The sequence below is a fragment of the Lachnoclostridium sp. Marseille-P6806 genome, from assembly GCF_900625025.1.
Taxonomy (GTDB): domain Bacteria; phylum Bacillota; class Clostridia; order Lachnospirales; family Lachnospiraceae; genus CAG-791.
The window spans coordinates 1-24,792 of record NZ_LR130576.1; the positions used below are offsets into that span (position 1 = coordinate 1).

At 58.0% G+C, this 24,792-nt stretch carries 22 protein-coding genes; 5 read left to right on the forward strand and 17 right to left on the reverse strand.

Features of this window, described 5'->3' with window-relative positions; translation table 11 throughout:
• Nucleotides 1-263 precede the first annotated feature (263 nt).
• Nucleotides 264-1,502 carry a serine hydroxymethyltransferase gene (gene glyA / locus E0E20_RS04190; RefSeq protein WP_130836965.1) on the reverse strand — a complete coding sequence of 413 codons (1,239 nt, stop codon included), beginning with the start codon at nt 1,500-1,502 and terminating at the stop codon, nt 264-266.
• A gap of 416 nt (nt 1,503-1,918) precedes the next feature.
• Between glyA and E0E20_RS04195 the strand changes: the two genes are divergently transcribed.
• On the forward strand, nt 1,919-2,578 hold the full coding sequence (locus E0E20_RS04195) for a phosphatase PAP2 family protein (RefSeq protein ID WP_165443973.1): 660 nt from the start codon (nt 1,919-1,921) through the stop codon (nt 2,576-2,578).
• 185 nt (nt 2,579-2,763) lie between these two features.
• Here the strand turns inward: E0E20_RS04195 and E0E20_RS04200 are convergent, their stop codons facing one another.
• From E0E20_RS04200 to argC, 16 genes are all read right to left on the reverse strand, one after another.
• A complete protein-coding gene (locus tag E0E20_RS04200) occupies nt 2,764-3,795 on the reverse strand; it encodes a glycosyltransferase family 2 protein (protein WP_130836967.1) in 1,032 nt (343 codons plus the stop codon).
• Nucleotides 3,796-3,885: 90 nt separating this feature from the next.
• A complete protein-coding gene (locus E0E20_RS04205; protein ID WP_242622654.1) occupies nt 3,886-5,064 on the reverse strand; it encodes an A/G-specific adenine glycosylase in 1,179 nt (392 codons plus the stop codon).
• Complete coding sequence (locus tag E0E20_RS04210; protein ID WP_130836969.1) at nt 5,057-5,668, reverse strand: DUF1653 domain-containing protein; 612 nt, start codon at nt 5,666-5,668, stop codon at nt 5,057-5,059. The genes E0E20_RS04205 and E0E20_RS04210 overlap by 8 nt, the downstream gene beginning before the upstream one ends.
• Before the next feature lie 122 nt (nt 5,669-5,790).
• Nucleotides 5,791-6,834, reverse strand: coding sequence for a DNA polymerase III subunit delta (holA, locus tag E0E20_RS04215; protein ID WP_130836970.1), 1,044 nt, complete (start codon nt 6,832-6,834; stop codon nt 5,791-5,793).
• Nucleotides 6,821-7,534: a hypothetical protein gene (locus tag E0E20_RS04220; RefSeq protein WP_130836971.1), complete on the reverse strand. Its 714-nt coding sequence runs from the start codon at nt 7,532-7,534 to the stop codon at nt 6,821-6,823. The genes holA and E0E20_RS04220 overlap by 14 nt, the downstream gene beginning before the upstream one ends.
• Nucleotides 7,535-7,711: 177 nt before the next feature.
• A complete protein-coding gene (locus E0E20_RS04225) occupies nt 7,712-10,009 on the reverse strand; it encodes a DNA internalization-related competence protein ComEC/Rec2 (protein WP_130836972.1) in 2,298 nt (765 codons plus the stop codon).
• 63 nt (nt 10,010-10,072) lie between these two features.
• Complete coding sequence (locus E0E20_RS04230; RefSeq protein WP_130836973.1) at nt 10,073-11,098, reverse strand: GerMN domain-containing protein; 1,026 nt, start codon at nt 11,096-11,098, stop codon at nt 10,073-10,075.
• The gene (locus E0E20_RS04235; RefSeq protein WP_130836974.1) at nt 11,095-12,684 is read right to left on the reverse strand and encodes a sensor histidine kinase; all 1,590 of its coding nucleotides are present in this window, start codon (nt 12,682-12,684) and stop codon (nt 11,095-11,097) included. The genes E0E20_RS04230 and E0E20_RS04235 overlap by 4 nt, the downstream gene beginning before the upstream one ends.
• A gap of 27 nt (nt 12,685-12,711) precedes the next feature.
• On the reverse strand, nt 12,712-13,434 hold the full coding sequence (locus tag E0E20_RS04240) for a response regulator transcription factor (protein ID WP_130836975.1): 723 nt from the start codon (nt 13,432-13,434) through the stop codon (nt 12,712-12,714).
• Between the two features lie 258 nt (nt 13,435-13,692).
• The gene (locus tag E0E20_RS04245) at nt 13,693-14,436 is read right to left on the reverse strand and encodes a ComEA family DNA-binding protein (RefSeq protein WP_165443974.1); all 744 of its coding nucleotides are present in this window, start codon (nt 14,434-14,436) and stop codon (nt 13,693-13,695) included.
• Between the two features lie 139 nt (nt 14,437-14,575).
• Nucleotides 14,576-15,982, reverse strand: coding sequence for a sugar ABC transporter substrate-binding protein (locus E0E20_RS04250; RefSeq protein ID WP_130836977.1), 1,407 nt, complete (start codon nt 15,980-15,982; stop codon nt 14,576-14,578).
• Complete coding sequence (locus tag E0E20_RS04255; protein ID WP_330508786.1) at nt 15,979-17,196, reverse strand: aspartate aminotransferase family protein; 1,218 nt, start codon at nt 17,194-17,196, stop codon at nt 15,979-15,981. Before E0E20_RS04255 ends, E0E20_RS04250 begins: the two co-directional genes overlap by 4 nt.
• A 44-nt stretch (nt 17,197-17,240) precedes the next feature.
• Nucleotides 17,241-18,149, reverse strand: a complete 909-nt coding sequence (gene argB / locus E0E20_RS04260; RefSeq protein ID WP_130836978.1) for an acetylglutamate kinase — start codon at nt 18,147-18,149, stop codon at nt 17,241-17,243.
• A gap of 41 nt (nt 18,150-18,190) precedes the next feature.
• Entirely contained in the window at nt 18,191-19,450 is a 1,260-nt protein-coding gene (gene argJ, locus E0E20_RS04265; RefSeq protein ID WP_130836979.1) for a bifunctional glutamate N-acetyltransferase/amino-acid acetyltransferase ArgJ, read from the reverse strand.
• A 14-nt stretch (nt 19,451-19,464) separates the two neighbouring features.
• Complete coding sequence (locus E0E20_RS04270) at nt 19,465-19,947, reverse strand: GNAT family N-acetyltransferase (RefSeq protein ID WP_130837196.1); 483 nt, start codon at nt 19,945-19,947, stop codon at nt 19,465-19,467.
• A gap of 69 nt (nt 19,948-20,016) precedes the next feature.
• Nucleotides 20,017-21,126, reverse strand: a complete 1,110-nt coding sequence (argC, locus tag E0E20_RS04275) for an N-acetyl-gamma-glutamyl-phosphate reductase (protein WP_130836980.1) — start codon at nt 21,124-21,126, stop codon at nt 20,017-20,019.
• A gap of 273 nt (nt 21,127-21,399) precedes the next feature.
• Between argC and E0E20_RS04280 the strand changes: the two genes are divergently transcribed.
• The 4 genes from E0E20_RS04280 to pyrB all read left to right on the forward strand — a co-directional run bounded on the left by E0E20_RS04280 (nt 21,400) and on the right by pyrB (nt 24,711).
• Nucleotides 21,400-22,698 carry an argininosuccinate synthase gene (locus tag E0E20_RS04280; RefSeq protein WP_130836981.1) on the forward strand — a complete coding sequence of 433 codons (1,299 nt, stop codon included), beginning with the start codon at nt 21,400-21,402 and terminating at the stop codon, nt 22,696-22,698.
• Nucleotides 22,699-22,752: 54 nt separating this feature from the next.
• Nucleotides 22,753-23,043 (forward strand): DUF1294 domain-containing protein, encoded by a 291-nt coding sequence (locus E0E20_RS04285; protein ID WP_130836982.1) that lies wholly within the window; start codon nt 22,753-22,755, stop codon nt 23,041-23,043.
• Between the two features lie 57 nt (nt 23,044-23,100).
• The gene (locus E0E20_RS04290; protein ID WP_130836983.1) at nt 23,101-23,595 is read left to right on the forward strand and encodes a DUF5721 family protein; all 495 of its coding nucleotides are present in this window, start codon (nt 23,101-23,103) and stop codon (nt 23,593-23,595) included.
• Nucleotides 23,596-23,793: 198 nt separating this feature from the next.
• Entirely contained in the window at nt 23,794-24,711 is a 918-nt protein-coding gene (gene pyrB, locus E0E20_RS04295; protein ID WP_130836984.1) for an aspartate carbamoyltransferase, read from the forward strand.
• Nucleotides 24,712-24,792: the final 81 nt, after the last annotated feature.

Sequence of the window (24,792 nt, forward strand, 5' to 3'; positions counted from 1 at the left end):
TAGCTTCTGAAACCGGTCTTCCTCTGACATCATATTTTCTCGGAAATGAGGCCATAAATAAAATGCTAAACCACAGGTTCTAAACCGTGGTTTAGCACTACTTTTTTTCTCAAGTCCGAAAGACAGGTAGTATAGGTAATCGTCTGTTATATGTCAACTCATTCTTAAATATTCTGTAAAGTCGCAAAATATAATACAATTGACTTCTGCTTTCTCGGCTGCAAAAACTGTATCTGCAAAATGATACAACTTGCCCGTTCCCGTCACGCAAGAGGATATTTCTTTGTGAGCTCCGAGACGATATGTCTCGCCTTTTCAATACCGTCCTCTTTCTCACGGATGACGAGCGCGATGGCCTCCGCAATCGTATCCATATCGTCCTCTTTCATCCCACGCGTCGTGACCGCCGGGGTGCCGAGACGGATGCCGCTTGTGACAAACGGAGAGCGCTGCTCATTCGGAATTGTGTTCTTGTTCGCCGTGATATGCGCCTCATCCAGCCAACGCTCGGCCTCCTTGCCGGTGATATCGTAATTCGTCAGATCCACCAGCATCAGGTGATTGTCCGTTCCTCCCGAAACGATCCGGATTTCCCGGCGGAGAAGACCTGCGCAGAGCGCCTGCGCATTATCCAGAATCTGCTGCTGGTACACGCGGAAAGACGGCTCCAGAGCTTCCCGGAAGCAGACCGCCTTGCCCGCGATAACGTGCATCAGCGGGCCTCCCTGAATTCCGGGGAAGATCGCCTTGTTGAGCTTATACCTGTCTGCGGCCTCCTGCGAAGCCATGATCATGCCGCCGCGCGGGCCGCGCAGCGTCTTGTGCGTCGTCGTGGTAATGATATCCGCAACACCAACCGGGCTCGGGTGAAGCCCCGCCGCAACCATGCCGGCGATGTGCGCAATATCGGCCATCAGAACCGCCTGCACCGCGTCCGCCACTTCGCGGAATTTCGCGAAATCAATCGTTCTCGCATAGGCGGAGGCCCCGGCAATGATCATCTTCGGCCTGTATTTCAGCGCCGTCTCCATCAGCTCATCGTAATTGATGCAGCCGTTCTCATCGACGCCGTAGGGAACGATATTGAAATATGCGCCGGATATATTGGCCGGGCTTCCGTGAGTCAGATGCCCTCCCTGATTCAGATCCATCCCCATCAGAGTATCACCCGGCTTCAGAACCGCAAATTCGACGGCAAGATTCGCCTGCGCCCCCGAATGAGGCTGAACATTGACGTATTCACAGCCAAAGAGCTTCTTCGCCCTCTCGCGCGCAAGCTCCTCCACGACATCCACACACTGGCAGCCGCCGTAATAGCGATGACCCGGATAGCCCTCCGCGTATTTATTGGTAAGAGGACTGCCCATCGCCGCCATAACGGCCTTGCTGACCCAATTCTCCGAGGCGATCAGCTCGATATGATCGTTCTGCCTCTGCATCTCGCTCTCAATCGCCTGCGCAATTTCGGGATCTTTCATCCGCACTTCTTCCAATGAATACATCTCGGCCGCTCTCCTTTTCTCGTCACAGTTGCTGCAGCAGCTCGAAGTGTATCACATGAACCCCGGTTCTGCAAGCCTCAGGCGGATGTTTGTTTTTCTGTCGCGGACACTCCTGTCGTTCCGCACATGTCCTTATGCGTTCTGTTTGTGAAATTTCTATAAATATTGAAGTATTTGGACAATTTCAATATTGTCTAATCCGCATCCGGGCGCTACAATCAGCACGAACCATTGAAAAGCACCGGAGAGGTCTGTTCTGCGCTATGACAGCAAGGTCTGAAAAATTCCGCTCTGAAAAAACTCATCTGCCCGTCTGCCGTGTCTCTTCCCGGAAATCCGGAAAGGAGCAGCAGGGCGGCCGCAGCACTCTTCAGAAGTTCCGGCTCGCCGGCCGGTCAATGCAGGACCTCATCCCGATGGTGATTTTCTTCTCCGTCTATCTGGCGTGGTTTTTCATCATCGAGCATATGAACCGGCTGCATTATACCGTGATTCATACCGCGCTCGACGATTACATCCCCTTTGTCGAGGTCTTCGTCATTCCCTATTACCTCTGGTTCTTCTACGTGACCGGCGCCGTTATCGTACTCTACTTCACGGACCGGGAGATGTATCACCGGACGGCCTCGCTCCTGTGCATCGGGATGACGGCTTTTCTTCTCGTCTCGACCCTGTGGTCCAATATCCAGTACATGCGCCCCTCCGAATTTGCGCGCGACAATCTCTTCACACGGATGGTAGGGAATATTTACCGGGTTGACACGCCCTCGAATCTCTGCCCGAGCATCCATGTGTACAACTCGATCGGCGTCGCGTTCGGCATTCTCGGTAGTCGCTCAAAGAAGCTGCGTTCTCATGCCGTCCGGGCAGGGAGCGTCGTCCTGAGCGCGGCCATCTCGCTCTCCACCATGTTCATCAAGCAGCACAGCGTCTTTGATGTCTTGTGTGCCTGCGCCATGGCAGCCGGAGCCTATGTACTCTGCTTCCGCTGGGGCTTCACCTTTGCCGGACGCTACAATATGCAGGGAACTCTTGTCCGGAGAAGACGCCGGAGACAGCGCCAGTTGATTCACTGATAAACAGCTCTGCTGATATGTAAAATATTCATTGATACAAAATATAACAGTAGCGGCCGATGGAATTGCGTTTCCATCGGCCGCTACTGTCCGGCGCTGTGCCGCCGGCTCCGTCCGGCCGGTCCCGGTCAAATCGGACGCTGCCGAGGCCGTCCGGCCTGATTTCTGATCCGTTGAATTTCAGATCAGTTGAATTTGAAGAAATGTCTCGCGATCTTGTAGCCCCCGACCGTGATATCCCGTCCGCCCTTTCCGGGCGCGTTGATCGCAATGCCGAAGATCCCTCTGCGCAGTCTGGAATACAGGAAGAAATCCCTTTTCTTGATATACTCCCACAGCTCTTTCTTGCGCTCCATATCCTCCTTTGTGTAGGAGCAGAGCGCCAGAACCGATGAGATCGTGGTGATGATCTCCAGATAATTGTACATATAATGGTGGCACATCGGCATCGAGCCGATCCTTGTCCGGTGCTCCTTATCGATGTAATAGTCCACCATCAGCTTGTTGACCCGGATCTGCTGATCCAATCTCGAGATCATGACCTGCTGGTTGACCGACTGATCCTGCCGGCCGATGAAATAGTGGTAGAAATTCACATCCATATAATACATGTTCTGCACATAGGGGAGGGGCTGGAACACATACAGATTGTCGACATAAAACGTATGCTCCGGCAGGCGGATCCCGCACTCCCGAAGAAGTCCCGTCCGGTAGATCACACTGTGCATCAGGATATAGTGGCCCTTATGGAAGCGCTTTACATCCGCCCATGTAAACATGCGTCCGACAGGCAGCGAGCGCCGGTACTGCATGACCTTGTGACGCTTTTCTCCCACCTTGTCATAGACAAAATTCGAGATCAGCATGTCGAGCTGGGGCGCTGTACCCGCCACGGAGCGCAGATATTCAAGAATCTGCGCAAGCGCCGTATCCTTGACCCAGTCGTCGCTGTCCACCACCTTGAAGTAGAGCCCCGTCGCGGCCTCCAGTCCGGCGTTCACCGCGGAGCCGTGGCCTCCGTTCTCCTTGTGAACGACGCGGACGATGTTCGGATTCATAACCTGATAGCGGTCAGCAATCTCCGCCGTCCCGTCCTGTGAACCGTCGTCAACGATGATGATTTCCATGTCCTCCCCGCCGGTCAGAAGCGAATCGATGCACTTCGACATATATGCCTCTGAATTGTAACAGGGAATTGCCACCGATAATAATTTCATAAACATCCTCCATACCGAAGCAGCTTAGCAGGACGCATCTCAAAATCCGCGCAGGCGGTTCCGAGACTGCGGCCAAAAACGATTCCGGCTTCAATGCAAACCGGCCGGTGTGTCTCCCGGTGCTTTTTTCTTTCCGGCAGGGCGGCTCCCCCGGATGCCTGCATACTCCGCATAGGCCGCAAAGGCCGACGGGATGGAATACCGGGTCAGCGCCTCTGCCGTCTCCACCAGAAGAAGCCCCGGCGCCGCACGCTCCTCCAGCTCATCCACACGAACCTCATAACCTGTCATATGCCACTCCACATGAGAAAACACATGCTTCGCCGGTCCGATGCCGCGGATATGAAGAGGGCTGAGCCCCAGAGAACGGACATATTCCAGCGCCTCCGCCTCATTCAGGCAGCCCTCCGTATTCGGCAGTTCATAAAGCCCCGCAAGCAGGCCCTTTGCCGGGCGCTTTCGCAGCGCTGTGCGCTCCGCGTCCCGTATGACAAGAACCGTCCTCTCCTCAACCCGCCGCAGCCTTTTCTTCGGCAGAACAGGCAGCCTGCTCTCGCAGTGCTCCGCATGGGCAACGCACGCATGCTCCCACGGGCACTCATCGCAGTGCGGCCCGCCGTTTGGCAGGCAGACCGCCGCGCCCAGATCCATCAAGGCCTGATTGCAGTCGCCGTAGTAATTGCGGGGACTTCCGGGCGCCTCGAGCGGGCTCCCGTCAGCATTCCGGAACTCCTCTGCCCCCTCATCCATACGCGCCGTCCAGAATATCTCGGCGGCCGACAGCGCCGCGGCGGACTTGATGTTCTGCCGATAGCCCGTGAGCCGGGTAAAGATCCTCTGCAGATTGCCGTCCACGGCCGCCGCTCTCCGTCCGAACGCAATCGCAGACACCGCAGCTGCCGTGTAGCGCCCGATTCCCGCAAGCTTTTTCAGCTCGGCGGCATCCGCGGGCATCTCCCCGCCGTACTCCTCCATGATCTGAACCGCCGCCCTGTGAAGATTGCGCACGCGGGAATAGTAGCCAAGCCCCTCCCAGAGCTTCATGTACTGCTCCTCCGGTGCCTCCGCCAACGCTCTGATATCCGGGAGCGCCGCAAGAAAGCGCTCGTAATATCCTCGCGCCGCCTCCACGCGGGTCTGCTGGAGCATGATTTCCGACAGCCAGACATGATAAGGCGTCGGCTCCTCCCGCCACGGCAGTACACGGCGATGACCGTCATACCAGCTGAGCAGGACGCGGATGGACGGGGCGCTTCCCTCCCTATTCAAAACGGCTCCTGCTCTGCTCATATCTGTCGATGGTAAGGAGGCATTCGCGCAGATCGTTCCAGCGCACGGAGATATCGCCGGGCTCGATCTCCAGACCGCAGGCGATCGCCATGGTATCGATCATCTCATCCGTAATCCGCCCCCGCAGCGCCATAAGAATATTCAGTCGCTCCTCAGGGGAGGCGCTGTCAAGAAATTTTTCCAGCATGGGATCAAGAACGGGCTGAGGCTCGCCGGGCACCGGCTGAACCGTTCCCGCATCCGGCCGGGATTCGTCTGTCTCCAGAGCCGCCTTTTCTGTCTCCGGCGGAGCCTGTCTGCCCCGCGCTTCCCCGTCCCCGCTCTCCTCCCCGGAAAGCACTCGCTCAAAGCGAAAGCGCTGCTCTGCGTCCGGATAGCGCGAGGGCTCAAGACGAGCGCAGAAATCCGAGAGCTTTCTCACCCATACGCCGTAGGGCGGGTAAAGGGCCTGATAAACCACCGCTGTCTCCCCGGTCTCCGAATCCTTTGCCAGCGTCACGATCTGATACAGCTTTCCCCTGAAATGCCGGTACAGCTCCTGAGGCCGGGGTTCTCTCTGCACAGCTTCTATTTCTTCCGTCATATTAATCCTCCATACCGAAGCGTCTTTTGCGAGGCACGCGCCGCAAGCGTCCTGCGCCGGCGCACAGAGATGCGAGCCGCTTTGCGGCTCATGCCGTCCCACTGCGTAACAGCACTTTTCGCTCACAGCGCCGTGATCAATGCCTCCAGCGCAATCCGATCCGTCATCTGCCCGCTCTTGTAATCCGCGTCGGCCTGTACGCAGGCATCCAGAATCCGCTCAAGCTGTGCGGCGCTCCGGTACCGTCCGACAAGCGGGTACAGGCGGCGGAGCATCCAGACGGGCAGGCCGACCACGCGCGCAATCTCTGCCGTATCCTGTGTCTGCCTCTGCAGCTCCCTGATCTGAAGCAGGCGGTTGTACTGCTTCTGCAGCAGAGAAAGAATCACCTGCGGAGGTGTCTGCAGGCGGATGAGATCCATATAGATTCCCATGGAGCGATCCCTTTCGCCCCCCGCAATCGCGTCGATCATCTCAAAAATACGATCCTGCACCACCGGTGTGCAGATCGCCCGAATATCCTCGGACGTCACCGCCTGCCTGTCTCCGAGAAAGCTGATCAGCTTATCCGTCTCGGAAGCTATATTCATCATATCGTCCCCGGCATACTGCCGGAACAGGGCGAGCACCGCGCCGTCAATCGTTTTCCCCTCCCTGCGCAGGCGGGCCTGTATCCATTTCCGGAGCGTGGCGTCCTCCACATTTTCGCAGGCAAGGATCGACGCGCCGCCGGCCTTTCCGCCCGCCATTTTCGTGTAAAGCCGCCGCTTCCGGTCAATGCCGGGCTCTGAAAAGACAAAAAAAGTGGTCTCCGGCTGCGTGCCGAAATAATCTGCAAGCGCGTCCGCCTCCTGCGTCATCTCCCGGCCCCAGAGCCCGGTGCTCTCAAAGAGAATCACGCGCCGGGGAGCAAAGAACGGAAGCGTCTCCGCGAGGTCTATGACCTCGCGCGCCGTAAAATCGCTGCCGGTAAAAACCGCGCAGTTCATCTGCGGGTCCCCGCCGTCAAGGAGCGCCTCCCTTACTGCATCCCGGCTCTGATTCCTGAGATACGCCTGTTCCCCGTAAACAATAAAATACGGCGTAAACGCGCCGATTTGAAGCACCTCGTTAAATTTTGCCAGCCGCTCGAGAAAAGGCGGTTCTTTCCTGTCATGTCCTGCCATGCCTGTATCTGTCCCCTGCCCAGGCAATTCCGGCAAGGAGTATCGGTTTTGCCCGTCCTCCCGGAAAAGCCGCTGTCAGCTCCGCCATGCCTGAATCCCCGGAGAGCCGCACTATTCCGCTGTCCGCCGCATTGTGGATGCAGAGCGCTCCGCCCTCGCGTGTGATACAGACCGTATGGATCTGCCGGCGGATATCATCCCTATCATTATACAGGGTAAGCAGAAAACTGTCATAGCTTTTCAGCGCCCCGGAAAAATCCGGCTCCCGCAGCGCCTCGCGCACCGAAAAGCCACGCCTTTCAAGATGACGGAGAATGGCCCGCGGCGAGCTTCCCCACCGGCCGTCCAGAACCATGCCGTCCCTCTCGACGGCAGCGATCAACTCCGGGAAGCTCTCATGCTCCGCGCCGTAAAATTCAAGAATATTATACAATGCAATGATCTCACAGCCGGAATAGGCGATAGAAAAGAGTCCGAAGCGAATTCCGGCGCAGCGGCTCTGATATTCGATGTACCTCTTTCCTCTGAGCGGCTCGCCGAAATACGCGTCCCGCGCCGCCTGCCCGGAAACGGAGGAAAGCCGGCTCTCCTCCCCTCCGGCTCTCCTCCGCAGCCGCTGCAGAACGCGCAGAAGCTCAAACACCCAGAGCACGGCGCCGCCGCTCACATATCTGGGAATCCAGCCATAGCAGCCCATCATTCTGAATCCCGCCTCCGTAAAACCTATTCTCCGCACAAAAGTCCGTCCCGGCGGAACCGATATTTCTCCTCGCCGGCGGACGAATCCTGCCAGAGTCTATTGTAACGGGATTTTTCTCAGATTGCCACGCGGAGATTTCACGCAGAGCTCAAGCTCAGCTGCAACAGCAGGAAAGCGTCACCGCAAAAAGCGTTCCGTCCGGAGCCGCCTGCCGTCCGTCGAAAAACAGATCTCCCCGTCCTGCCGTGTCTCAAGGATTTCACAGCCGGCCTCCTCCAGCCTCCGCAGCGTCTCCGCAGCCGGGTGGCCGTAACGGTTGTTCTTTCCGCAGGAAATCACCGCTGTGCGGGGACAGAGCTGCGAGAGCCATTCCGCCGAGCTTGCGCCGCCCGACCCGTGATGTCCGACCTTGAGCACCGTGATCCCGCCCTCTTCCGGAAGCCCTCGCTCTATCAGAAACGCAAGACAGTCCTCTTCTCCCCGCTTCTCGAGGTCCCCCGTCAGCACCGCCGTAAAGCTTCCATAGCGAAGGAGAAAGGTAAGCGATCCCTCGTTCGCCCCCTCATAGGACGCAGCGGCAGACGGATGCAGGCAGAGCATACGGAGGCGCGGCGAGCGCGGGAACAACAGCTCATCCCCTCTTTCCGGAAAACAGATCGGAATGCCTCTCTCCCGGCACAGCGCCGTGATTTTCTGATAATTCCCGTCCGTCTCCTGCCCTTTCCCTTTTTCCGCACGCAGAACCGGAAGTGCCACGCGCCGGATATCATAGCCGTCCTCCAGCATCGCAATGAGGCCGCTGCAGTGATCCGTATCGTCATGCGTCAGCACCGCCAGATCGATGTGTCCCGCGCCGACCGAATGCAGAAACGGCTCGATCTGATATTTTCCCGTATCCCTTTTGCTGACCGAGCCGCCGTCAATCATGATATTCACGCCGTCCGCGCAGATCACAAGACCGTCTCCCTGTCCGACATCCAGAATATGGAGCTCCAGCCCGCTGCGGTCTCTATGAAAAAGCAGCAGCACCGCCGCGAGCACCCAGAGCGCTTTCCAGAGCTCCGGCAGCCTCCATCTTCTCCTTTCCATCAGAATCAGCACAAGCAGCATGGCAAAAAAGAGCACCGTTTCCCACGGCTCCGGCTTTCCGCAGATCAGCCGGCAGCCCGGCAGAGCCATGCTGAACCGGCACAGACTCCGGTAAGAAAAGAGTATTCCGTGACACAGCAAACCCGGGAGACGTCCGAGGGGAAGATACAGCCCGCCGAGAAAGAGTGTCGCCAGCCCGCCGAGCATGAGAGCCGTCATCAAAGGCAGCACAAACAGATTGAGGAGCGGAGAAAATACAGGAAACAGGCCATAGAAATGGAGATAGACGGGGAGCGTCGCAAGAGGAATCGACAGCGCTTTCATGCCCCTTGACTGAAATACCGGCATCAGAACCGCAATGGCCGCAACGGCCCCGAACGAGAACAGGAAGCCGGCGCTGCACAGACAGCGCGGCTCGGCGGTCAGAATGAGGGCCGCAGCCGCTGCGGCCGCCGTCGACAGATCATATGTCCGGCGGCACAGAAGCGCTCCCATATGAAAACAGAACATGATCACGGCGCGGGCCGACGAGCTGCTCATGCCCGTCATATTTCCGTAGAAAAGCATAAAGCTGACGGAAATCAGCGCCGGACCAAGCGCCTGCCACGTAAGAAAGCGCAGCGGAAGAAATCTTTTCTGCACGCGCAGCAGGAGGCGGAACAGTCCCATTCCAAGGATCGAAATATGAAGTCCTGAAATCGCAATGATATGGATGATGCCGCTCTCCTTATAGAGCTCGCGCGTCTCCTCCGGGAGCCCTCCCCGCTCCCCGAGCAGCATGGCGCGCAGGATTCCGGCATCCTCTTCGCTCCATGCGCAGTGCTCCAGAATACGGGCAAGGGCGCGCTTGATCCGATACAGCGCAACGCCGACAGGAGCGCCGGAGCCCTCCGACGAGAGAATCCGGACATCGTCAATACGAAATGAAATTCTGAGCGTCTGATAATAGCTGCGGCTGTCAAATTCTCCCGGATTGGTCGCCTGCGGAAAGCAGCGGAGCGTCCCGGCAAGCCGCACCCAAGAACCGATCGGCAGCGCCGCATCCGCTGTGCGGAGCGCGGCGCCCTTCCCAGAGAGCCGGGCAATCGCCCCCTGTGCACAGGGAAAGCTCTCAGGCGTTTCTCCCTGCGCACGGAAAGCCTCTCCCGGCGCGGCGGATATCGGATCCGGCTCATCACATTCCGCTGCGATTTCTCTCAGCGTAAGCTGCAGGAATTCTGTGCCGTCCGCGGAGCCCTTTGGCTCCTTGGCGCACACGATCCCGCTCACCGTGATGGTTTTTCCATCCCATGCCGCAAACGGATACGGCTCAGGCGGCGATAGTGCCAGAATAATAAACAGAACAGCAGCCAGTATCAGCGAAACAGTACAAAGCGGTCTTCGCATACACGGCACCTGAAATGAAATACTGAGATCGGACTGACGCAGACTCCTGTCACGGCGTCTGCGTCAGTCCTCTGCGTCCTCCACCATGGAAAGATCGCGTTCAAAGGCTGTTTTGAGAGAGAGCGTATCCATGTAGCTGTACGCCGCATCTCCCTCAACGGAGATGTGGACCCTGCTGATACCGGCAAGCTCCGTAATAGAATTGACGATAGAATAGATGGACACTTCCGCCGTCACCGCATTGGGGTTGGAAAGAAATGCCTTGTCGAAATTGATATAACACACGCCGTCCCGGCTGGTCACGCTGATGAGCGTGGTCTCCGGATTCACCGTGGGATAGATGCCCGATCCGTTCGGACCTTTCAGGATTTCCTCCACAATCAGCTTGTCCATGGAAATATTGCTGTTGTAGATCACCGTCCGGTTGACGTTCACCAGCGAATCGCCCTCCTTGTCCGCAAAGTACAGATGGAGGCGCGCTTTCTCATAGGAATTGATGTCCTTGCCCAGATTAAACACAAAATGTTCTGCGGACATCGGGCCGATCAGCTCCCCCCGGTCATCCGCAAGAGGAAGCCCCTCAACCTCGAATGTGACCGTGCGTACGCCGTTCACCTGCGCCAGCGTATCGACAATCGCCGCGCGGGAAAGAATTTCACGGATGACGTCAAGACCGTGATATTCCGCCGTGAAGTCCAGCGTGAGATTCCCGTTGAGCAGCGTTCTGCCAAGAAGAGAAAAACCGCTGATCGGTGAGACGTATTCGATCTGATCCTGTTCGCGGGAAAGCTGCGCGAGAAGCTCATCGATCATGCCCTCCGTCGATGTGTCCTCCGGCACATAGCTCACGGGAACGATGCTCGTGATATTTTTACTGAGATAATATATCTTTACGGAAGCTCCGTTCGAGGCATCCGTGACCACCGACGAGCTGAGCGCACGCTCTCCTGGCTCCGGATCGCCGCGCATCGCTGACAGCAGAACAAAGAGCATCAGGGCAAAGCCCAGAACGCAGATACCGAGCGCCGCCGCAGACGGCTTTCTGCTCTGTATGAAATTCAGCATTCCGCGGATTCTGTCTCGCATCATGTCGACTGCTCCTGCTGACGCTTCAGCTCCTTTTCGATTTCTTTCACAGAGGGCAGCGTCAGCGTCTTATCAAGCTGCGCTTTGCGGTCCTCCCCGCTGCTGCCCTGCCGCAGCGGCACCGTCACGGAAAAAACCGTCCCCTCTCCGAGGCGGCTCGTCACATCGATACGGCCGCGGTGCATCAGAATGGCATTTTTTGTGATGGAAAGTCCCAGTCCGGTTCCTCCCACCTCGCGGCTCCGCGACTTGTCCACGCGATAGAAGCGGTCGTATATCCTGTCGAGAGATTCCTCGGGAATTCCGACGCCGGTGTCCCGGACCGTCACAGTGAAGTTCTGGTGATCCGCATCCAGCGTCACCTCCACTTTGCCGTGCTCCCTGTTGTATTTGACCGCATTTTCGATCAGATTGCTGAGAGCCATGGTGATCTTGACCTCGTCGACCTCCGCGATCACCTCCCGCTCGCTGACGAGCGTCAGCTCGATATCGCGTTTCTGCGCAATCGGCCGCACACGGCGGCAGAGCATCTCCACCAGCTCTCCCATTTTTACGGTGCTGAGACTGAGCCGCGCCGTGCCCCGATCCATCTTGACAAGATTCAGAAGATCGCTGATCGTGCGGTTTTCGCGGTCGATCTCCTGATCGATGTCGAGAAGAAACTCCCGGTACATTTCCGCCGGAACATTTTCCTCCTGAAGCAGCGAATCCGCCAGAACTTTCATAGAGGTCATCGGCGTTTTCAGCTCGTGGGAAACATTCGAGACAAATTCCTCCCGGCTCTCGTCAAGCGAACGCATCCGGAGAAGAACCCGGTTGAACGCGCCCACGATATGCTCCGTCTCCCAGTATGCCGGCTCCTGCACCAGCTCGCTGGAATAGCCCTCCTTGATGTCGTTGATGGAGGCGGTGAGCCGGTTGAACGGCTGTACCATGACATGCGACAGAACAAGTGCCAGTGAGAAGATCGCAAGCAGAACAATGATCTCGATAAGCGTCGCCTTGCGGTCGAGAATATTTCTTGTCTGAACGATGGAATCCGTCGAGACGCTGGCGAGCAGAACGCCGCGGACCAGCTCGTCCTCAGACCCCCCTGAAAAGAAATCGCCGCCCTCGAGATACGCTGTCTCGCTGATCGGCGTGACCACCTCGATATAACCCTCCGTCCTGTCATAGGAGACCGCCGAGCCCTCGCTCCCCTTGGCGAGACAGTTCACGATTTCCTCGGAAACCATGGTTTTTCCCTCGGAGATCCCGTAGGTATCCTTGATCACCCGGAGATGGTCGTCGATCACGAGCACACGCCCGTCATTCAGCGTCGAAAACTGATCGAGCTCCGCGTTGATGGTGTCTCTCCCCGGACTGCTCATGTAGTTGTAATAAATCAGATGATTGGCGAGAACCTTCATCTGCGTCTGCACGTCAGAGGTGCGCAGAGCAACCGCCCGGCTCTCATAGCTCGATGTGATCCCGGCATGAAGTATCAGACACGGTATCATGCCTGCGAGAAAAATTGTAAGAAAAATACGCGGCCGAAGACTTCGAAGCAGCTTCGATCTGCGGTAGAACCGGAGTAATTTCTGTGACATCTGCTGCTCCGCTGTGAAATGCTGTGTTTACTGCTGCACCCGGAAATAATAGCCGATCCCCCACTTGGTCTGCACATAGCGCGGTTCCGACGGGTTGGCTTCGATTTTCTCACGGAGCCGGCGGATATGGACGTCAACCGTCCGCACATCGCCGGGAAAGTCCTCTCCCCAGATGTCACGGAGCAGCTTTTCTCTCCCGTAAACCTTGCCCGGATTGCGCGCAAGAAGCTCCAGAAGCTCAAATTCCTTGCTGGTCAGGTTGATCTCCTTTTCCGCAATATAAAGACGGCGGTTCTCCCCATCCAGCTTCATGGCACCGCTCTCGAGCATATTCTGCCCGGCGGCCTTTTCTCCGGCCCTGCGGACCGTCTCCTCCGCCCGGCGGATTGCGGCCGTCCGGCGGATGATCGCCTTGATGCGCGCCTTGACCTCCAGAATATTAAAGGGCTTCGTGATATAATCGTCCGCGCCGTAATCAAGACCGAGGATCTTGTCCATATCCTCGCCCTTTGCCGTCAGCATGATGATCGGAACCGACGAGAACTCACGGATCTGCTGACAGACCTCGAAGCCGGTCATCTTCGGCAGCATGACATCCAGAAGAATCACGTCGAACGCCGTCTCTTTCGCTTTCTGAAGAGCCTCTTCTCCGTCGTAGGCACACTCGACGTCGTATCCGTCCTGCATAAGACTGAACCGGATCCCCTTTACAATCAGTTTTTCATCGTCTACAACCAGAATCTTTGCCATTGCTCCCTCTGTGCCGGGGCACTTTTCATTCTAAAACAATCAGTGCGTGCGCATGCTTTTCCGCTCTCATCTCTTTCCCGCCGGGCGGCAGACTGCCATTTGATCCGCCGTCATTTATGGCGCCCGGCTTTATTCATTATACATCCGAAGCACCGCCTTTTGGGATGCCGGGAGCGACTTTCCGAAAGATTTTTCAAAAAGACTGATGCGGACCGGTGCGCTGCCCCCACGCCTCCCCCGCTCGCCGTCCTCCCGGTCTCATTCAACGCCGATATACGGCTTCATCTTTTCAAAGAGTCCTGCCTTGATTCCGCGGATCTTCATCACCTCCTCCACGGAATGAAAGAGCCCGTTCTGCTCCCGGTAGCAGAGAATCGCCTCCGCCTTTGCCTTGCCGATGCCGGGAATGGTCATAAGCTGCGCCGCATCCGCCGTATTGAGATTGATCCTGCCGCCGGCGCCATCCCCGGAGGCCGCAGAACTTTCTTCCTTAGAAGCGCTGCGCACGCCGGGAGTCACCCCCTGCCGCCCCGCATCGCTCTCTCCCGGAAATCGGGACCCTCCATCCGGAGCGCTTCCAGAGCTGTCCTGTCCCTGCGAGCGCCATTCTTCGGCCTCTTCCCGGGTCGGCACCCGCAGCTCATCCGCATCCCGAAGAACCAGCGCCTGATTGATCCAGCTTTGCTCCGCATCGTCGGAAAAGCCGCCCGCCGCTTTGACGGCCTCATACACACGCGCCCCGTCCGGAAGCTCATAGACCCCCTCGCGGCGGACTGCTCCGCAGACAAACACCATGATTTTCTCCGCTTCTCCGGCGATTTCGTTTTCTCCGCGGAGCGCCTGTTCCCCCTCGGCTTCGGTTTCCGGCAAGTTTCTGGTCTCCGCCGCCTGCCGGAGCAGCACGGCCTCATCCCGGCTCCATCCGCAGGCCGCCGCGCCGGCGCCCAGCGCCGATACGACAAGAAGCAGGCCCAGCGCTCTGCTGAACCTGCTCCGCTTCATATTTTCTCTTTTTTCATGTATCCGCCTCACGGCGGTCCTGAGCATAAGCCACATATGCGTCCTCCCGGAGTCCTGCTCCTGGAGGGCACTGCCGTACCGCTTTTATCATACGTCCGGAGAGAGAGGAACGCAAGCCCGCTTATTCTCCGCCCGACAGCTCCGCGTTGATGTCGATTTTCTCCGGATCCTCCAGCGCCGGAACAGAAAAGCCGTCGTTCCCGGTGATCTGAATCATGGTCTGCTCATACAGCGCTTTCAGCGCCGCGTTCGGGTCAGCCCCGTCCCATATTTCCGAAAACGCATTCTCGAGCAGCATCCAGAAGTTGCTTGTGGCGCGCATCTTGGAGATCGGCACCGAGTCCGCATAGGCGCTGAAAAATCCGTCCATATGCTCATCCGGATAGCGGCAGCCGTTCTGCGCCAGCGGCTTCCCCGTCCGGGGGAAGAAATCCTCGCTTTTCTCATAGAGAAGATAGCGTATGAAGCGGTTCGCCTCGGTCTGCTCCTCCGAATAGCCGTTCACCACGAGGCAGCTCGTCACCGAGAGCCCTCTCGTCTGCAGATCGTCGCTGATATCCGGGAGCTGCAGAACACCGTAATCCCCGGTAAAGCTCCCGTCCGCTTTCGCCGCAGCAATCGTCTGCACCGCGTCGGAGGTCGCCACGGTAAACACCAGCCCGCCCGCTATGAAATCGCTCAGCACCGATTCGTAGCTCACGCTCTTTGTATCAATGGAAAAAAACTGGTTGAGCTGCTGGTAGACCTGCAGCGAGCGGATGGCCGGCGCATTGTAAATATCAATGCGCGAGCTGTCGTCCCCGCACGGCCCGCCGACGTCGATCATATTTCCGACAAAATAATAATTATAGAAGATATCTCCCACATCCCAAGTAAATACGGAGCTCACTCCTTCGGGAGCGTCGTACCCTCCCGCAAACTGAATAATATCAAGTATCGTCGACGGCAGCTCCGCGCTGCTCCCGCTCTCCTCCCCGGCGTCCTCTTCGGCATCCTCCTCCGCCGCCTGCGCCGCCGCGACATACTCCTTATTATAAAGAAGCGCTGCCGTCTCAAAATAGAACGGATAGCCGTATACCGCATCATGGCAGGTGACGGCGTCGATGGCGGTCTGCGGATAGGTCTCCGTGTTCTCAAAGGCCGCGCTGTCGTCAACCGGAGCCGCCAGTCCCGCCAGCACCGCTTTTTCCAGCGCGTCGTTGCTGATGACATACACGTCCGGCATGTCCCGGTCCGCCTCCACAGAGGCGCGGCTGATGGCCTCCAGATATTCCACGCCGCTTCGGAGCGAGGGTTCGATCCGGCAGCGGCTCTGCGATTCGTTGTAGGCGACCGCAACTTCGTTGAGATAGTCTGTCAGTGCTGCGTCGGCATACCAGAGATTGATGGTGGTTCTGCCCGCCGCAAACAGAGAACCGCCGTCCCCGTCGTCGCTTCCCAGCGTGCGTCCGGAGGCGGCGACCCAGATAAGGCCTCCCATAAAGGCCATAACCAGAACGGCCGAAACGATTCTTGTTCTGAAGCTCATTCCCTGTTCTTTTCTTCCTCTCTCGCAATGGCGGGTTCAAGAATCGAGAGCATTTCGTCGATCTCCCTCTCCGTGATGATAAGCGGAGGGACGAAGCGGAGGATGTCAGAACCCGCATTGATCAGTATCAGACCGTGCTTCATTGCGTCCCCGATGATGCCGCCGACCGGCCGGTCAAAGACCAGCCCCTGCATGAGCCCTGCTCCGCGGCGCTCACGGACGCTCTTGTATTTTACCACAAGGCCGTCCAGTTTTGATTCAAAATACGGTGTGAGCTCCCGCACATGCTTTACCAGCTCCATCTCCTCAAAGAGATCCAGCACCTTGTTCACCGCCGCGCAGGCAAACGGATTGCCGCCGTAGGTCGTCCCGTGGTCGCCCGCGGCAAGGCTCCTCGCCGCAGCCCGTTCCGTCATGAGAAACGCTCCTACCGGGACACCGCAGCCCAGCGCCTTGGCGCAGCTCATGATATCCGGCTTCACCCCATACTTCTGCCACGCGAACATATATCCGGTGCGCCCCATGCCGCACTGCACCTCGTCCATGATCAGGAGAATATCCCTCTCGTCGCAGAGGGCACGCACGCGCGTAAGGAACGCCTCCTCCGCCGGGACAAGACCGCCCTCTCCCTGCACCGCCTCCAGTATGACGGCGCAGGTTCTGTCGTTCACCAGGGCCTCAACCGAGTCGAAATCATTGAGCTCTGCAAACCGGACATTGCAGGCCATCGGTCCGAAAGACCGGCGGTAGCGGTCATTCCCCGTGACCGAGAGCGCACCGTAGGTGCGGCCGTGAAAGGAATGGTGCATCGCGATGACCTCGTGGTCGTTCCTCCCGTCCTTTGCGCAGGCATATTTCATCGCCGCCTTGAGCGCTCCCTCGTTGGATTCCGCACCGCTGTTGGTAAAGAAAACGCGGTCCATGCCGGAGAGCTCCTTGAGACGGTGCGCCGCGCGGATCGCCGGCTCATTGTAAAAATAATTGGACGTATGAATAATTTTTCCGATCTGATATTTCAGGGCGTCATTGAATTCCCTGTTGTTGTAGCCGAACGCAAATACCGCGATTCCCGCCATGAAATCCAGATACTTTCTGCCGTCGCTGTCATAGAGATATACCCCGTCTCCTCGGTCCAGCACAAGCGGATACCGGTTGTAGGTATGAAGCAGATCGCGCTCCGCCTCTTCGATCATCTCGTTCATCTGTCTGCTCATTGCCGCTCCTCCTGTCTTGATTCCGGCTCTCTGCACCCGGATCGTCACAGCTCGTCGCCGTCCGGGCAGAACATGGTTCCGATTCCTCTGTCAGTAAAAATTTCCAGCAGCATGCTGTGAGGGATTCTCCCGTCAAGAATGTGCACGCGGTCGACGCCCGCCTCCACCGCCGAAAGGCAGTTCCCCAGCTTCGGCAGCATGCCTCCTCCGACGACGCCCGCCTCCATGAGCTCCCGGGCCTCCGAAACCGTGAGGCGGGACAGAAAGGAGCCCTTGTCGTCAAAATCCCGGTACACGCCCTCCACATCGGTCAGAAACACGAGCTTGTACGCCCCGACCGCCTTTGCAATCGCGCAGGCCGCGTCGTCCGCATTGATGTTGTATGTCTGATACGCGCTGTCGAGCCCCGTGGGCGCGACGACCGGCAGATAGTCCTTTTCCAGAAGATCGAGAAGAACGCTGGGATTCACGCGGTCGATCTCGCCGACAAAGCCGATGTCCTCTCCCTCCACAAGCTTCCTGCGGCAGTGGAGAAGCCGGCCGTCCTTTCCCGAAATGCCGACGGAGCGGACACCCAGCTCCTCCACCATGGCAACGAGCTGCTTGTTCACGCGGTTCAGCACCATCTCCGCAATTTCCATCGTCTCCTCGTCCGTCACCCGCAGACCGTTCACAAACCTTGCCTCTCCTCCCGTCCGCGAAATCCAGCCGCTGATCGCCTTGCCCCCGCCGTGGACGAGAATCGGCTGAAAGCCGACCAGCCGGAGCAGCGCCACATCCGATATCACGCTGCGCTGCAGTGCGGGATCGCTCATGGCGGAGCCGCCGTATTTGACGACGATGATCTTGCGGTGATAGCGCTGAATATACGGCAGGGCCTCAATGAGAACCTCCGCCTTGCGCTGTGCCTCGTCAAGATTTCCCGTCTTCTGATCTGCCTGTCTCTCTTCCATCGCTTTCTTCTCCCTGCCGCGTCTTTTCTGCTTGTTTTTCCTCAGCTCCGGTAATCGGCGTTGATCCGGACATAATCAAATGTCAGATCACAGCCCCACGCGGTCGCCTCTTCTTCTCCCATGTGCATATCGCAGAGAATACGGACCTCCGCCCCGGAAAGGAGCTCTGCCGCCTCCGCCTCGCTGTAATCCTCGGCACGTCCGCCCGAAAAGATGAGCAGCCGCTTCTCCCTGCCCGCTTCCCCGGGGGCTGCAAAATAGAGCTCCGTCCGATCCGGGTCAAACGCGGCTCCCGCATATCCCAGCGCGCAGAGTATTCTCCCCCAGTTGGCATCTCTCCCGTAGACGGCCGCCTTGGTCAGATTCGAGGATACGACCGACCGGGCGAGCTTTCTCGCATCATTCTTCGTCGCCGCGTGCATGACCGTCGTCTCAATGAGCTTTGTCGCTCCCTCGCCGTCCGCCGCCATCGCCCTCGCCAGAATCCGGCACACCGACCGGAGCGCCTCCTCAAAGGCCGCGTAATCCTCATTTTCCGCGGTGATCTCCATGTTGCCGGCAAGGCCGTTCGCCAGACACAGAAAGGTATCATTCGTCGAAGTGTCGCCATCCACGGAAATCATATTGAACGTATCTGCCGTCACCGCACGCACCGCCTTGTCCAGAAGCGTCTTTGAAATCGCGAGGTCCGTCGTGACATAGGCCAGCATGGTGCACATGTTCGGATGAATCATGCCGGAGCCCTTGCTCATTCCTCCGAGTGTGACGGAAACCGCCTCGCCCGGCTGCTGTCCCCGGACCGTGAACGTGCAGGCCGCCTCTTTCCGGACGGTATCCGTCGTCATGATGGCCGCCGCCGCCTCCGTTCCTTTCTCCCTCGAATGGCCGGCGCCCGCCGCCAGACTCCGCACACCCGCCCGGATCTTATCCATCGGGAGCGCCATGCCGATCACGCCGGTGGAACCAAGCAATACCTCCTCTGCACGAATCCCGAGGGCAGAGGCCGCCGCCTCAGCCGTCTCCCCACAGCAGCGCAGGCCCTCCGCACCGGTGCAGGCATTGGCAATGCCCGCATTGACGACAACCGCACGGACGCGGGCAGAATCATCTTTCAGCCTCTCTCTGTCCCACTGCACCGGCGCCGCCTGCACGATATTGGACGTAAAGACCCCCGCCGCCGTGCAGGGAGTCTCGCTGAATACCAGCGCCATATCGCTTCGTCCCTCATATCTGATATGCGCCGCAGCCGCCGCGGCATGAAAGCCCTTCGCGGCGGCAACGCCGCCCTCCGTATACTGCATGCTCCGCCTCCGTTTCAGTCCTGCTCTCTCACAAAGCTCGTGATGTTTTCCTCGTTCAGCGTGAAGTCATAATAATTAAGATCCTCCCGCTTTGTCCAGCGCTCGGATTTCCAGAATGTATTGCCGACGTCATTGCACGTGAACGCGATCGGACTGACCTTGTTGATCCCGATCTCCCGGAGCGAGCGCATACAGCGCTCGACCATGCCGGCGCCGATCCCCTCTCTCCGGTAGCGCTTCTCCACGCACACATGATAGAGGCATCCCCTGCGGCCGTCCTCCCCGCAGAGCACCGAGCCCACGACCCGTTCCCGCCGGCTCTGTGCACCACCCCCCGGCGCGGGCGTCTCCTCCTCTGCGACCGCCACGACGCTGAGCCCCGGATTGCGGCGCAGGAAGCGCGTGATTCCCTCGCGGGAGTCATCGATGCTGCGCAGCCCGAAGCCGTCAATATGCTCCCAGAGGCGATGCACCTCTTCGTAATGTTCCGCTTCCATCGGTATGATACGCACGGCGTTCCTCTCTTTCTGCCCTGAATCCCGCACTGCCGCCTCCTTTGCCCTGCTCTACGGAAAGCGGGGAACCAGCTCCAGTCCGCTGCTCTCCGGGAGTCCGAACATGATATTCATGTTCTGCACCGCCTGTCCCGCCGCGCCCTTTACCAGATTATCCAGCGCCCCCAGCATGACGACGCGCCCGGTTCTCGAGTCAATGCGGAAATTAATGTCCACATCGTTGCTGCCCTCAACAAAGCGCGTCTCGGGAAGATCATCCCCCGGAAGCAGGCGGATGAAGTGTTCCCCGCCGTAATACTTCTCATAAACGGCCCGCAGCGTCTCCTCCTGCGGCAGAACGCCCGCGCGCGCGGCCGCGGCTCCGCACAGCCCCGAGCCGTCCGCTGCCGCAAGCTCCGCATAGCCGGTCACAAGAATCCCCCGGTTCATCGGGACAAGATGCGGCGTAAACTGCAGCGTCAGCGCTCTGCCGGCCGCTTTGCCGAGCTGTTCCTCGATCTCCGGCGTATGGCGGTGTGACGTGACACCGTAAGCTTTCACATTTTCATTGACCTCACAGAACAGGCTGGCGATTTTCGCCCCCCGCCCCGCGCCGGACACCCCGCTCAGCGCATCAATGATCAGCGTGTTGGGATCGACGAGTCCCTCTTTGATAAGAGGATAAACCGTCAGAATCGCACAGGTCGTAAAGCAGCCGGGATTTGCAAGAAGACGCGTATGCCGGATTTCCTCCCGCATGAGCTCGCTCAGACCGTAGACCGCCTGCTTCACCAGCGTTGGCGCACCGTGCCGGATTCCGTACCACTGCTCATAGACCCCCGTGTCCGCAAAGCGGAAATCCGCGCTCAGATCGATCACTTTCACCTTTTCCAGCAGCTCCTCTGTGACAAGCGAGCTGCTGGCGCCCTGCGGCGTCGCTGTGAAAATCACATCCACATCTTCTGCAAGGCGAAGAATATCGCGCCGCAGCGTCTCTGTATCGTCGTCGATGCAGACAAGCCCGCTGATCCCGCGCAGATTGCCGTATACCTCCGAAAGGGGATGTCCCGCAAAGCTCCGGCTCCCCGCCCAGACCAATTCCGCCTGCGGGTGTCCCATAAGGAGCGCGGCGATCTCCGCTCCCGCATATCCTGTCGCACCGACCACACCAGCTCGTATCATACGCTTCCTCTCTGCCGAAACTCTCCGCACAGCTCCCGCGCGGCTCTCCTCCCGGCTTTTCGCATACTATACATCCTCAATGAATATTTATCAATAAAAACTTTTGATTTTTCACTTATTTATTCATTTATTCCGTATTTGCTCCTGCTTATTTGCATAAAATTACACTTGTATTCCGCGGCAGGCTGCTGTATATTCATGTACTGAGAAGCGCCGCTGCCGGCGCCGGAGCTGTAAGATAATGATTTGCTTCATATTACATGGAGGGTTCTCATGACAGACAGAAAAGAAAGCGCTTATGTCGACAAAACAACAGTCTCGCAAAAGAAAAAGGTGATCCTTGCCTATTCGGGCGGCCTCGACACCACCGCCATCATTCCGTGGCTCAAAGAAGTTTATGATTATGATGTGATCGCCGTCTGCATCAACGTAGGACAGGAGTCCGAGCTGACCGACCTCGATGAGAGAGCGGCCGCCTCCGGCGCGTCGAAGCTGTACGAGCTCGATGTCGTCGATGAATTTGCCGACGAATATATCGCCCCCTGCATTCAGGCCCACGCCATCTATGAGAACGAATATCTCCTCGGAACCTCCATGGCCCGTCCCCTGATTGCCAAAAAGCTCGTCGAAATCGCGCGCAAAGAAAACGCCGCCGCCATCTGCCACGGCGCAACCGGAAAGGGCAACGATCAGGTTCGCTTTGAGCTCGGCATCAAGGCGCTCGCTCCCGATATCCGGATCATCGCGGCATGGCGCGATCCCAACTGGACCATCGATTCCCGCGAGGCAGAGATCGTCTACTGCGAATCCAAGGGCATTCACCTCCCTTTTTCTCCCGACAGCAGTTACAGCCGCGACCGGAATCTCTGGCACATCTCCCATGAGGGGCTCGAGCTCGAGGATCCGGCCTGCAAGCCGGATTTTGACCATATGCTCGTGCTCTCCGTCACCCCGGAAAAGGCGCCGGACAGGGAAACCAGTCTGTCTATCGACTTTGAAAAGGGCGTTCCCGTCGCTCTGAACGGAAATCGGATGAAGCTCTCGGACATCATCCGCAAGCTGAATGTCATCGGCGGCGAAAACGGCATCGGCATCATTGATATCGTGGAAAATCGGGTCGTCGGAATGAAGAGCCGGGGCGTCTACGAGACCCCGGGCGGAACGATTCTCTATGCCGCCCACGAGCAGCTCGAGGAGCTTATTCTCGACCGCAGAACCTACGAGGTCAAGAAGCGTCTATCCGGAGATTTCGCCTCCCTTGTCTATGAGGGCAAATGGTTCTCCCCTCTGTGCGAGGCCGAGCGCGCGTTTTTTGAAAAAACGCAGGAATACGTCACCGGCACGGTCAATCTCATTCTTTACAAGGGAAATATCATCAAGGCCGGTACCACGGCTCCCTATTCCATGTATAATGAGAGTCTGGCTTCTTTCACCACCGGCGACCTCTATGATCACAAGGACGCCGCCGGCTTCATCACGCTGTTCGGTCTGCCCGAAAAGGTACGCGCAATGAAGATGCTCGAGGTGGCAGGCAAGGTCAGTATGAAGTCTTCGCAGAAGACAAAGGAATAACGTTTTTTACAAAAGGATAACGCTTTTTCAAAGCGCCTGCACAGGAGCGGGTCTATGCCTACGATTCTGATTCTTGCGGTCTATTTCGCCGCTGTAAATCTCATTGCATGGCTCTTTTACGGAGCCGACAAGCACCGGGCGGTCAATCATGAGTGGCGGATTCCCGAGGCATCGCTCCTCCTGCTCGCCCTGATCGGCGGCTCCATCGGCTCGCTGGTCGGCATGTACGGCTTCCGGCACAAGACAAAGAAGCCGCTGTTCCGCTTCGGCATTCCCGCCATTCTCGTTCTGCAGCTGGCGTTTCTCTTCCTTTTGAATTACCGTTTTGCCGTTCTCATACAATAAAAAATGTCAGACCTCCGCAGATTGTTGTACAATGATCTCCGGAGGTCCGACTTATTTATGACAGAACTTATGATACAGAACGTAAGCCCTTTCATGGGAAAGCTTTTCTCCTCCGAGTGCTTCGACTCTTTTCTTCTGGAGGAGGGCACGGTACGCACCGCCGTGACATGGACGCTTGATTCCCGCCTGAACCGCAGCTTCTACAGCGAGGAGGAGTGGAACGATCCGGAGGAGAGACGCTATGAGTTCGCCTCATGGAGCGAGCTTCGCCCGCTCTGCCGGGAGCTTATCAAAGGAAAAAAAGCTCCGGTGGGCTTCCGCTTTGTTCTCCGGCTCCGCCCCGAGTTCCTCCCCCGCACTCTGGGGGAGGAAAACATCTCGCTCCCGATCGGCGCGCTGCTCATGACGATACGCTACGACGGCGGGCAGGTCTGCATCGTAACCGGCATCTCCTACTCCGACTTCACGCTGGACCGCAGCGCGGAGAAGCTCTGGGACCGGACGGTCTGCCGCTTCCTCGAGCACCACGGGATCGCCTATGACGCCGGCTGATTCCTTTTTTCCGGGCGCCGGCCGCCGCGGCGCAGAAAGCCGCAATGGAGGATTAGTGTGAAAAATCACGCTGATGCGCTGATTTTTCACACGGCTATTTGTGCCGAAGCCCAAATAGCCCCCATCGCAGCCGTAAAACCGCCTGCGCGGATTTTACGGCGCGTGCCTCGCACAAAGTGCTTCGGCATGGTGATTTTTATGAAGCATCTCTTGACACCGCAGGACTTCACGGTCGAGGAGCTTGAAAAGCTCTTCCTCCTCGCTGACGACATGGAGGCGCACCCCACAAAATATGCGCATGCCTGCGAGGGCAAAAAGCTGGCGACGCTGTTCTTCGAGCCCAGCACGCGCACCCGCCTCTCTCATGAGACAGCCATGCTGAATCTGGGCGGCTCTGTCATCGGCTTTCCCTCTGGCGGGGTATCCTCCGCTTCCAAGGGCGAATCGGTCGCCGATACCATCCGCGTCATCTCCTGCTTTGCCGATATCGCCGCCATCCGGCATCCCAAGGAGGGAGCCGCCGCCGTCGCCGCGCAGTATTCCGGGATTCCCGTCATCAACGCCGGAGACGGAGGACATCAGCACCCCACGCAGACTCTCCTCGACCTGCAGACGATACGGCGTCTCAAGGGGGGCCTCGAGCACATGACCATCGGACTGTGCGGCGATCTGAAATTCGGCCGGACGGTGCACTCGCTGGTGAGCGCCATGGCGCGCTACGAGGGTATCCGCTTCGTCTTCATCAGTCCCGACGAGCTCCGCATGCCCGACTATGTGAGCGATATGCTGCGCGACCGGAATATTCCTTTCGAGGAGGTCACGAGGCTCGAGGACGCCATTCCGCAGCTCGATATTCTCTATATGACGAGAGTGCAGAAAGAGCGCTTTTTCAACGAGGAGGACTATATCCGCCTCAAGGATTTCTATATTCTGGACAAAAGAAAGCTCTCGGCGGCGCGTCCCGACTGCTATATTCTGCACCCTCTGCCGCGGGTCGGCGAGATTGCCCCCGAGATTGACGATGATCCCCGCGCCGCCTATTTCCTGCAGGTGCGCTACGGCGTCCTCGTCCGGATGGCGGCCATTCTGACACTGCTCGGACTTGCTCCGGACTGAGCCGTCCGCTCTGCACTGATTCAGCTCCACAAAAAAACAGACGAGCTCATCGTCTGCACCGGGAAAAAACCATATGGAGGA

Excerpts from the sequence above, each read along its gene's own strand:
- E0E20_RS04250 (WP_130836977.1), bottom strand. The coding sequence starts at position 15,982 with ATGAGCTTCAGAACAAGAATCGTTTCGGCCGTTCTGGTTATGGCCTTT.
- holA (WP_130836970.1), bottom strand. The coding sequence starts at position 6,834 with ATGGCAGGACATGACAGGAAAGAACCGCCTTTTCTCGAGCGGCTGGCA.
- E0E20_RS04280 (WP_130836981.1), top strand. The coding sequence starts at position 21,400 with ATGACAGACAGAAAAGAAAGCGCTTATGTCGACAAAACAACAGTCTCG.
- argB (WP_130836978.1), bottom strand. The coding sequence starts at position 18,149 with ATGGAAGAGAGACAGGCAGATCAGAAGACGGGAAATCTTGACGAGGCA.
- E0E20_RS04200 (WP_130836967.1), bottom strand. The coding sequence starts at position 3,795 with ATGAAATTATTATCGGTGGCAATTCCCTGTTACAATTCAGAGGCATAT.
- glyA (WP_130836965.1), bottom strand. The coding sequence starts at position 1,502 with ATGTATTCATTGGAAGAAGTGCGGATGAAAGATCCCGAAATTGCGCAG.
- E0E20_RS04225 (WP_130836972.1), bottom strand. The coding sequence starts at position 10,009 with ATGCGAAGACCGCTTTGTACTGTTTCGCTGATACTGGCTGCTGTTCTG.
- E0E20_RS04230 (WP_130836973.1), bottom strand. The coding sequence starts at position 11,098 with ATGATGCGAGACAGAATCCGCGGAATGCTGAATTTCATACAGAGCAGA.
- pyrB (WP_130836984.1), top strand. The coding sequence starts at position 23,794 with ATGAAGCATCTCTTGACACCGCAGGACTTCACGGTCGAGGAGCTTGAA.
- E0E20_RS04240 (WP_130836975.1), bottom strand. The coding sequence starts at position 13,434 with ATGGCAAAGATTCTGGTTGTAGACGATGAAAAACTGATTGTAAAGGGG.
- E0E20_RS04245 (WP_165443974.1), bottom strand. The coding sequence starts at position 14,436 with ATGAAGCGGAGCAGGTTCAGCAGAGCGCTGGGCCTGCTTCTTGTCGTA.
- argJ (WP_130836979.1), bottom strand. The coding sequence starts at position 19,450 with ATGCAGTATACGGAGGGCGGCGTTGCCGCCGCGAAGGGCTTTCATGCC.
- E0E20_RS04235 (WP_130836974.1), bottom strand. The coding sequence starts at position 12,684 with ATGTCACAGAAATTACTCCGGTTCTACCGCAGATCGAAGCTGCTTCGA.
- E0E20_RS04290 (WP_130836983.1), top strand. The coding sequence starts at position 23,101 with ATGACAGAACTTATGATACAGAACGTAAGCCCTTTCATGGGAAAGCTT.
- E0E20_RS04195 (WP_165443973.1), top strand. The coding sequence starts at position 1,919 with ATGGTGATTTTCTTCTCCGTCTATCTGGCGTGGTTTTTCATCATCGAG.
- argC (WP_130836980.1), bottom strand. The coding sequence starts at position 21,126 with ATGATACGAGCTGGTGTGGTCGGTGCGACAGGATATGCGGGAGCGGAG.
- E0E20_RS04255 (WP_330508786.1), bottom strand. The coding sequence starts at position 17,196 with ATGAGCAGACAGATGAACGAGATGATCGAAGAGGCGGAGCGCGATCTG.
- E0E20_RS04220 (WP_130836971.1), bottom strand. The coding sequence starts at position 7,534 with ATGATGGGCTGCTATGGCTGGATTCCCAGATATGTGAGCGGCGGCGCC.
- E0E20_RS04270 (WP_130837196.1), bottom strand. The coding sequence starts at position 19,947 with ATGGAAGCGGAACATTACGAAGAGGTGCATCGCCTCTGGGAGCATATT.
- E0E20_RS04285 (WP_130836982.1), top strand. The coding sequence starts at position 22,753 with ATGCCTACGATTCTGATTCTTGCGGTCTATTTCGCCGCTGTAAATCTC.
- E0E20_RS04210 (WP_130836969.1), bottom strand. The coding sequence starts at position 5,668 with ATGACGGAAGAAATAGAAGCTGTGCAGAGAGAACCCCGGCCTCAGGAG.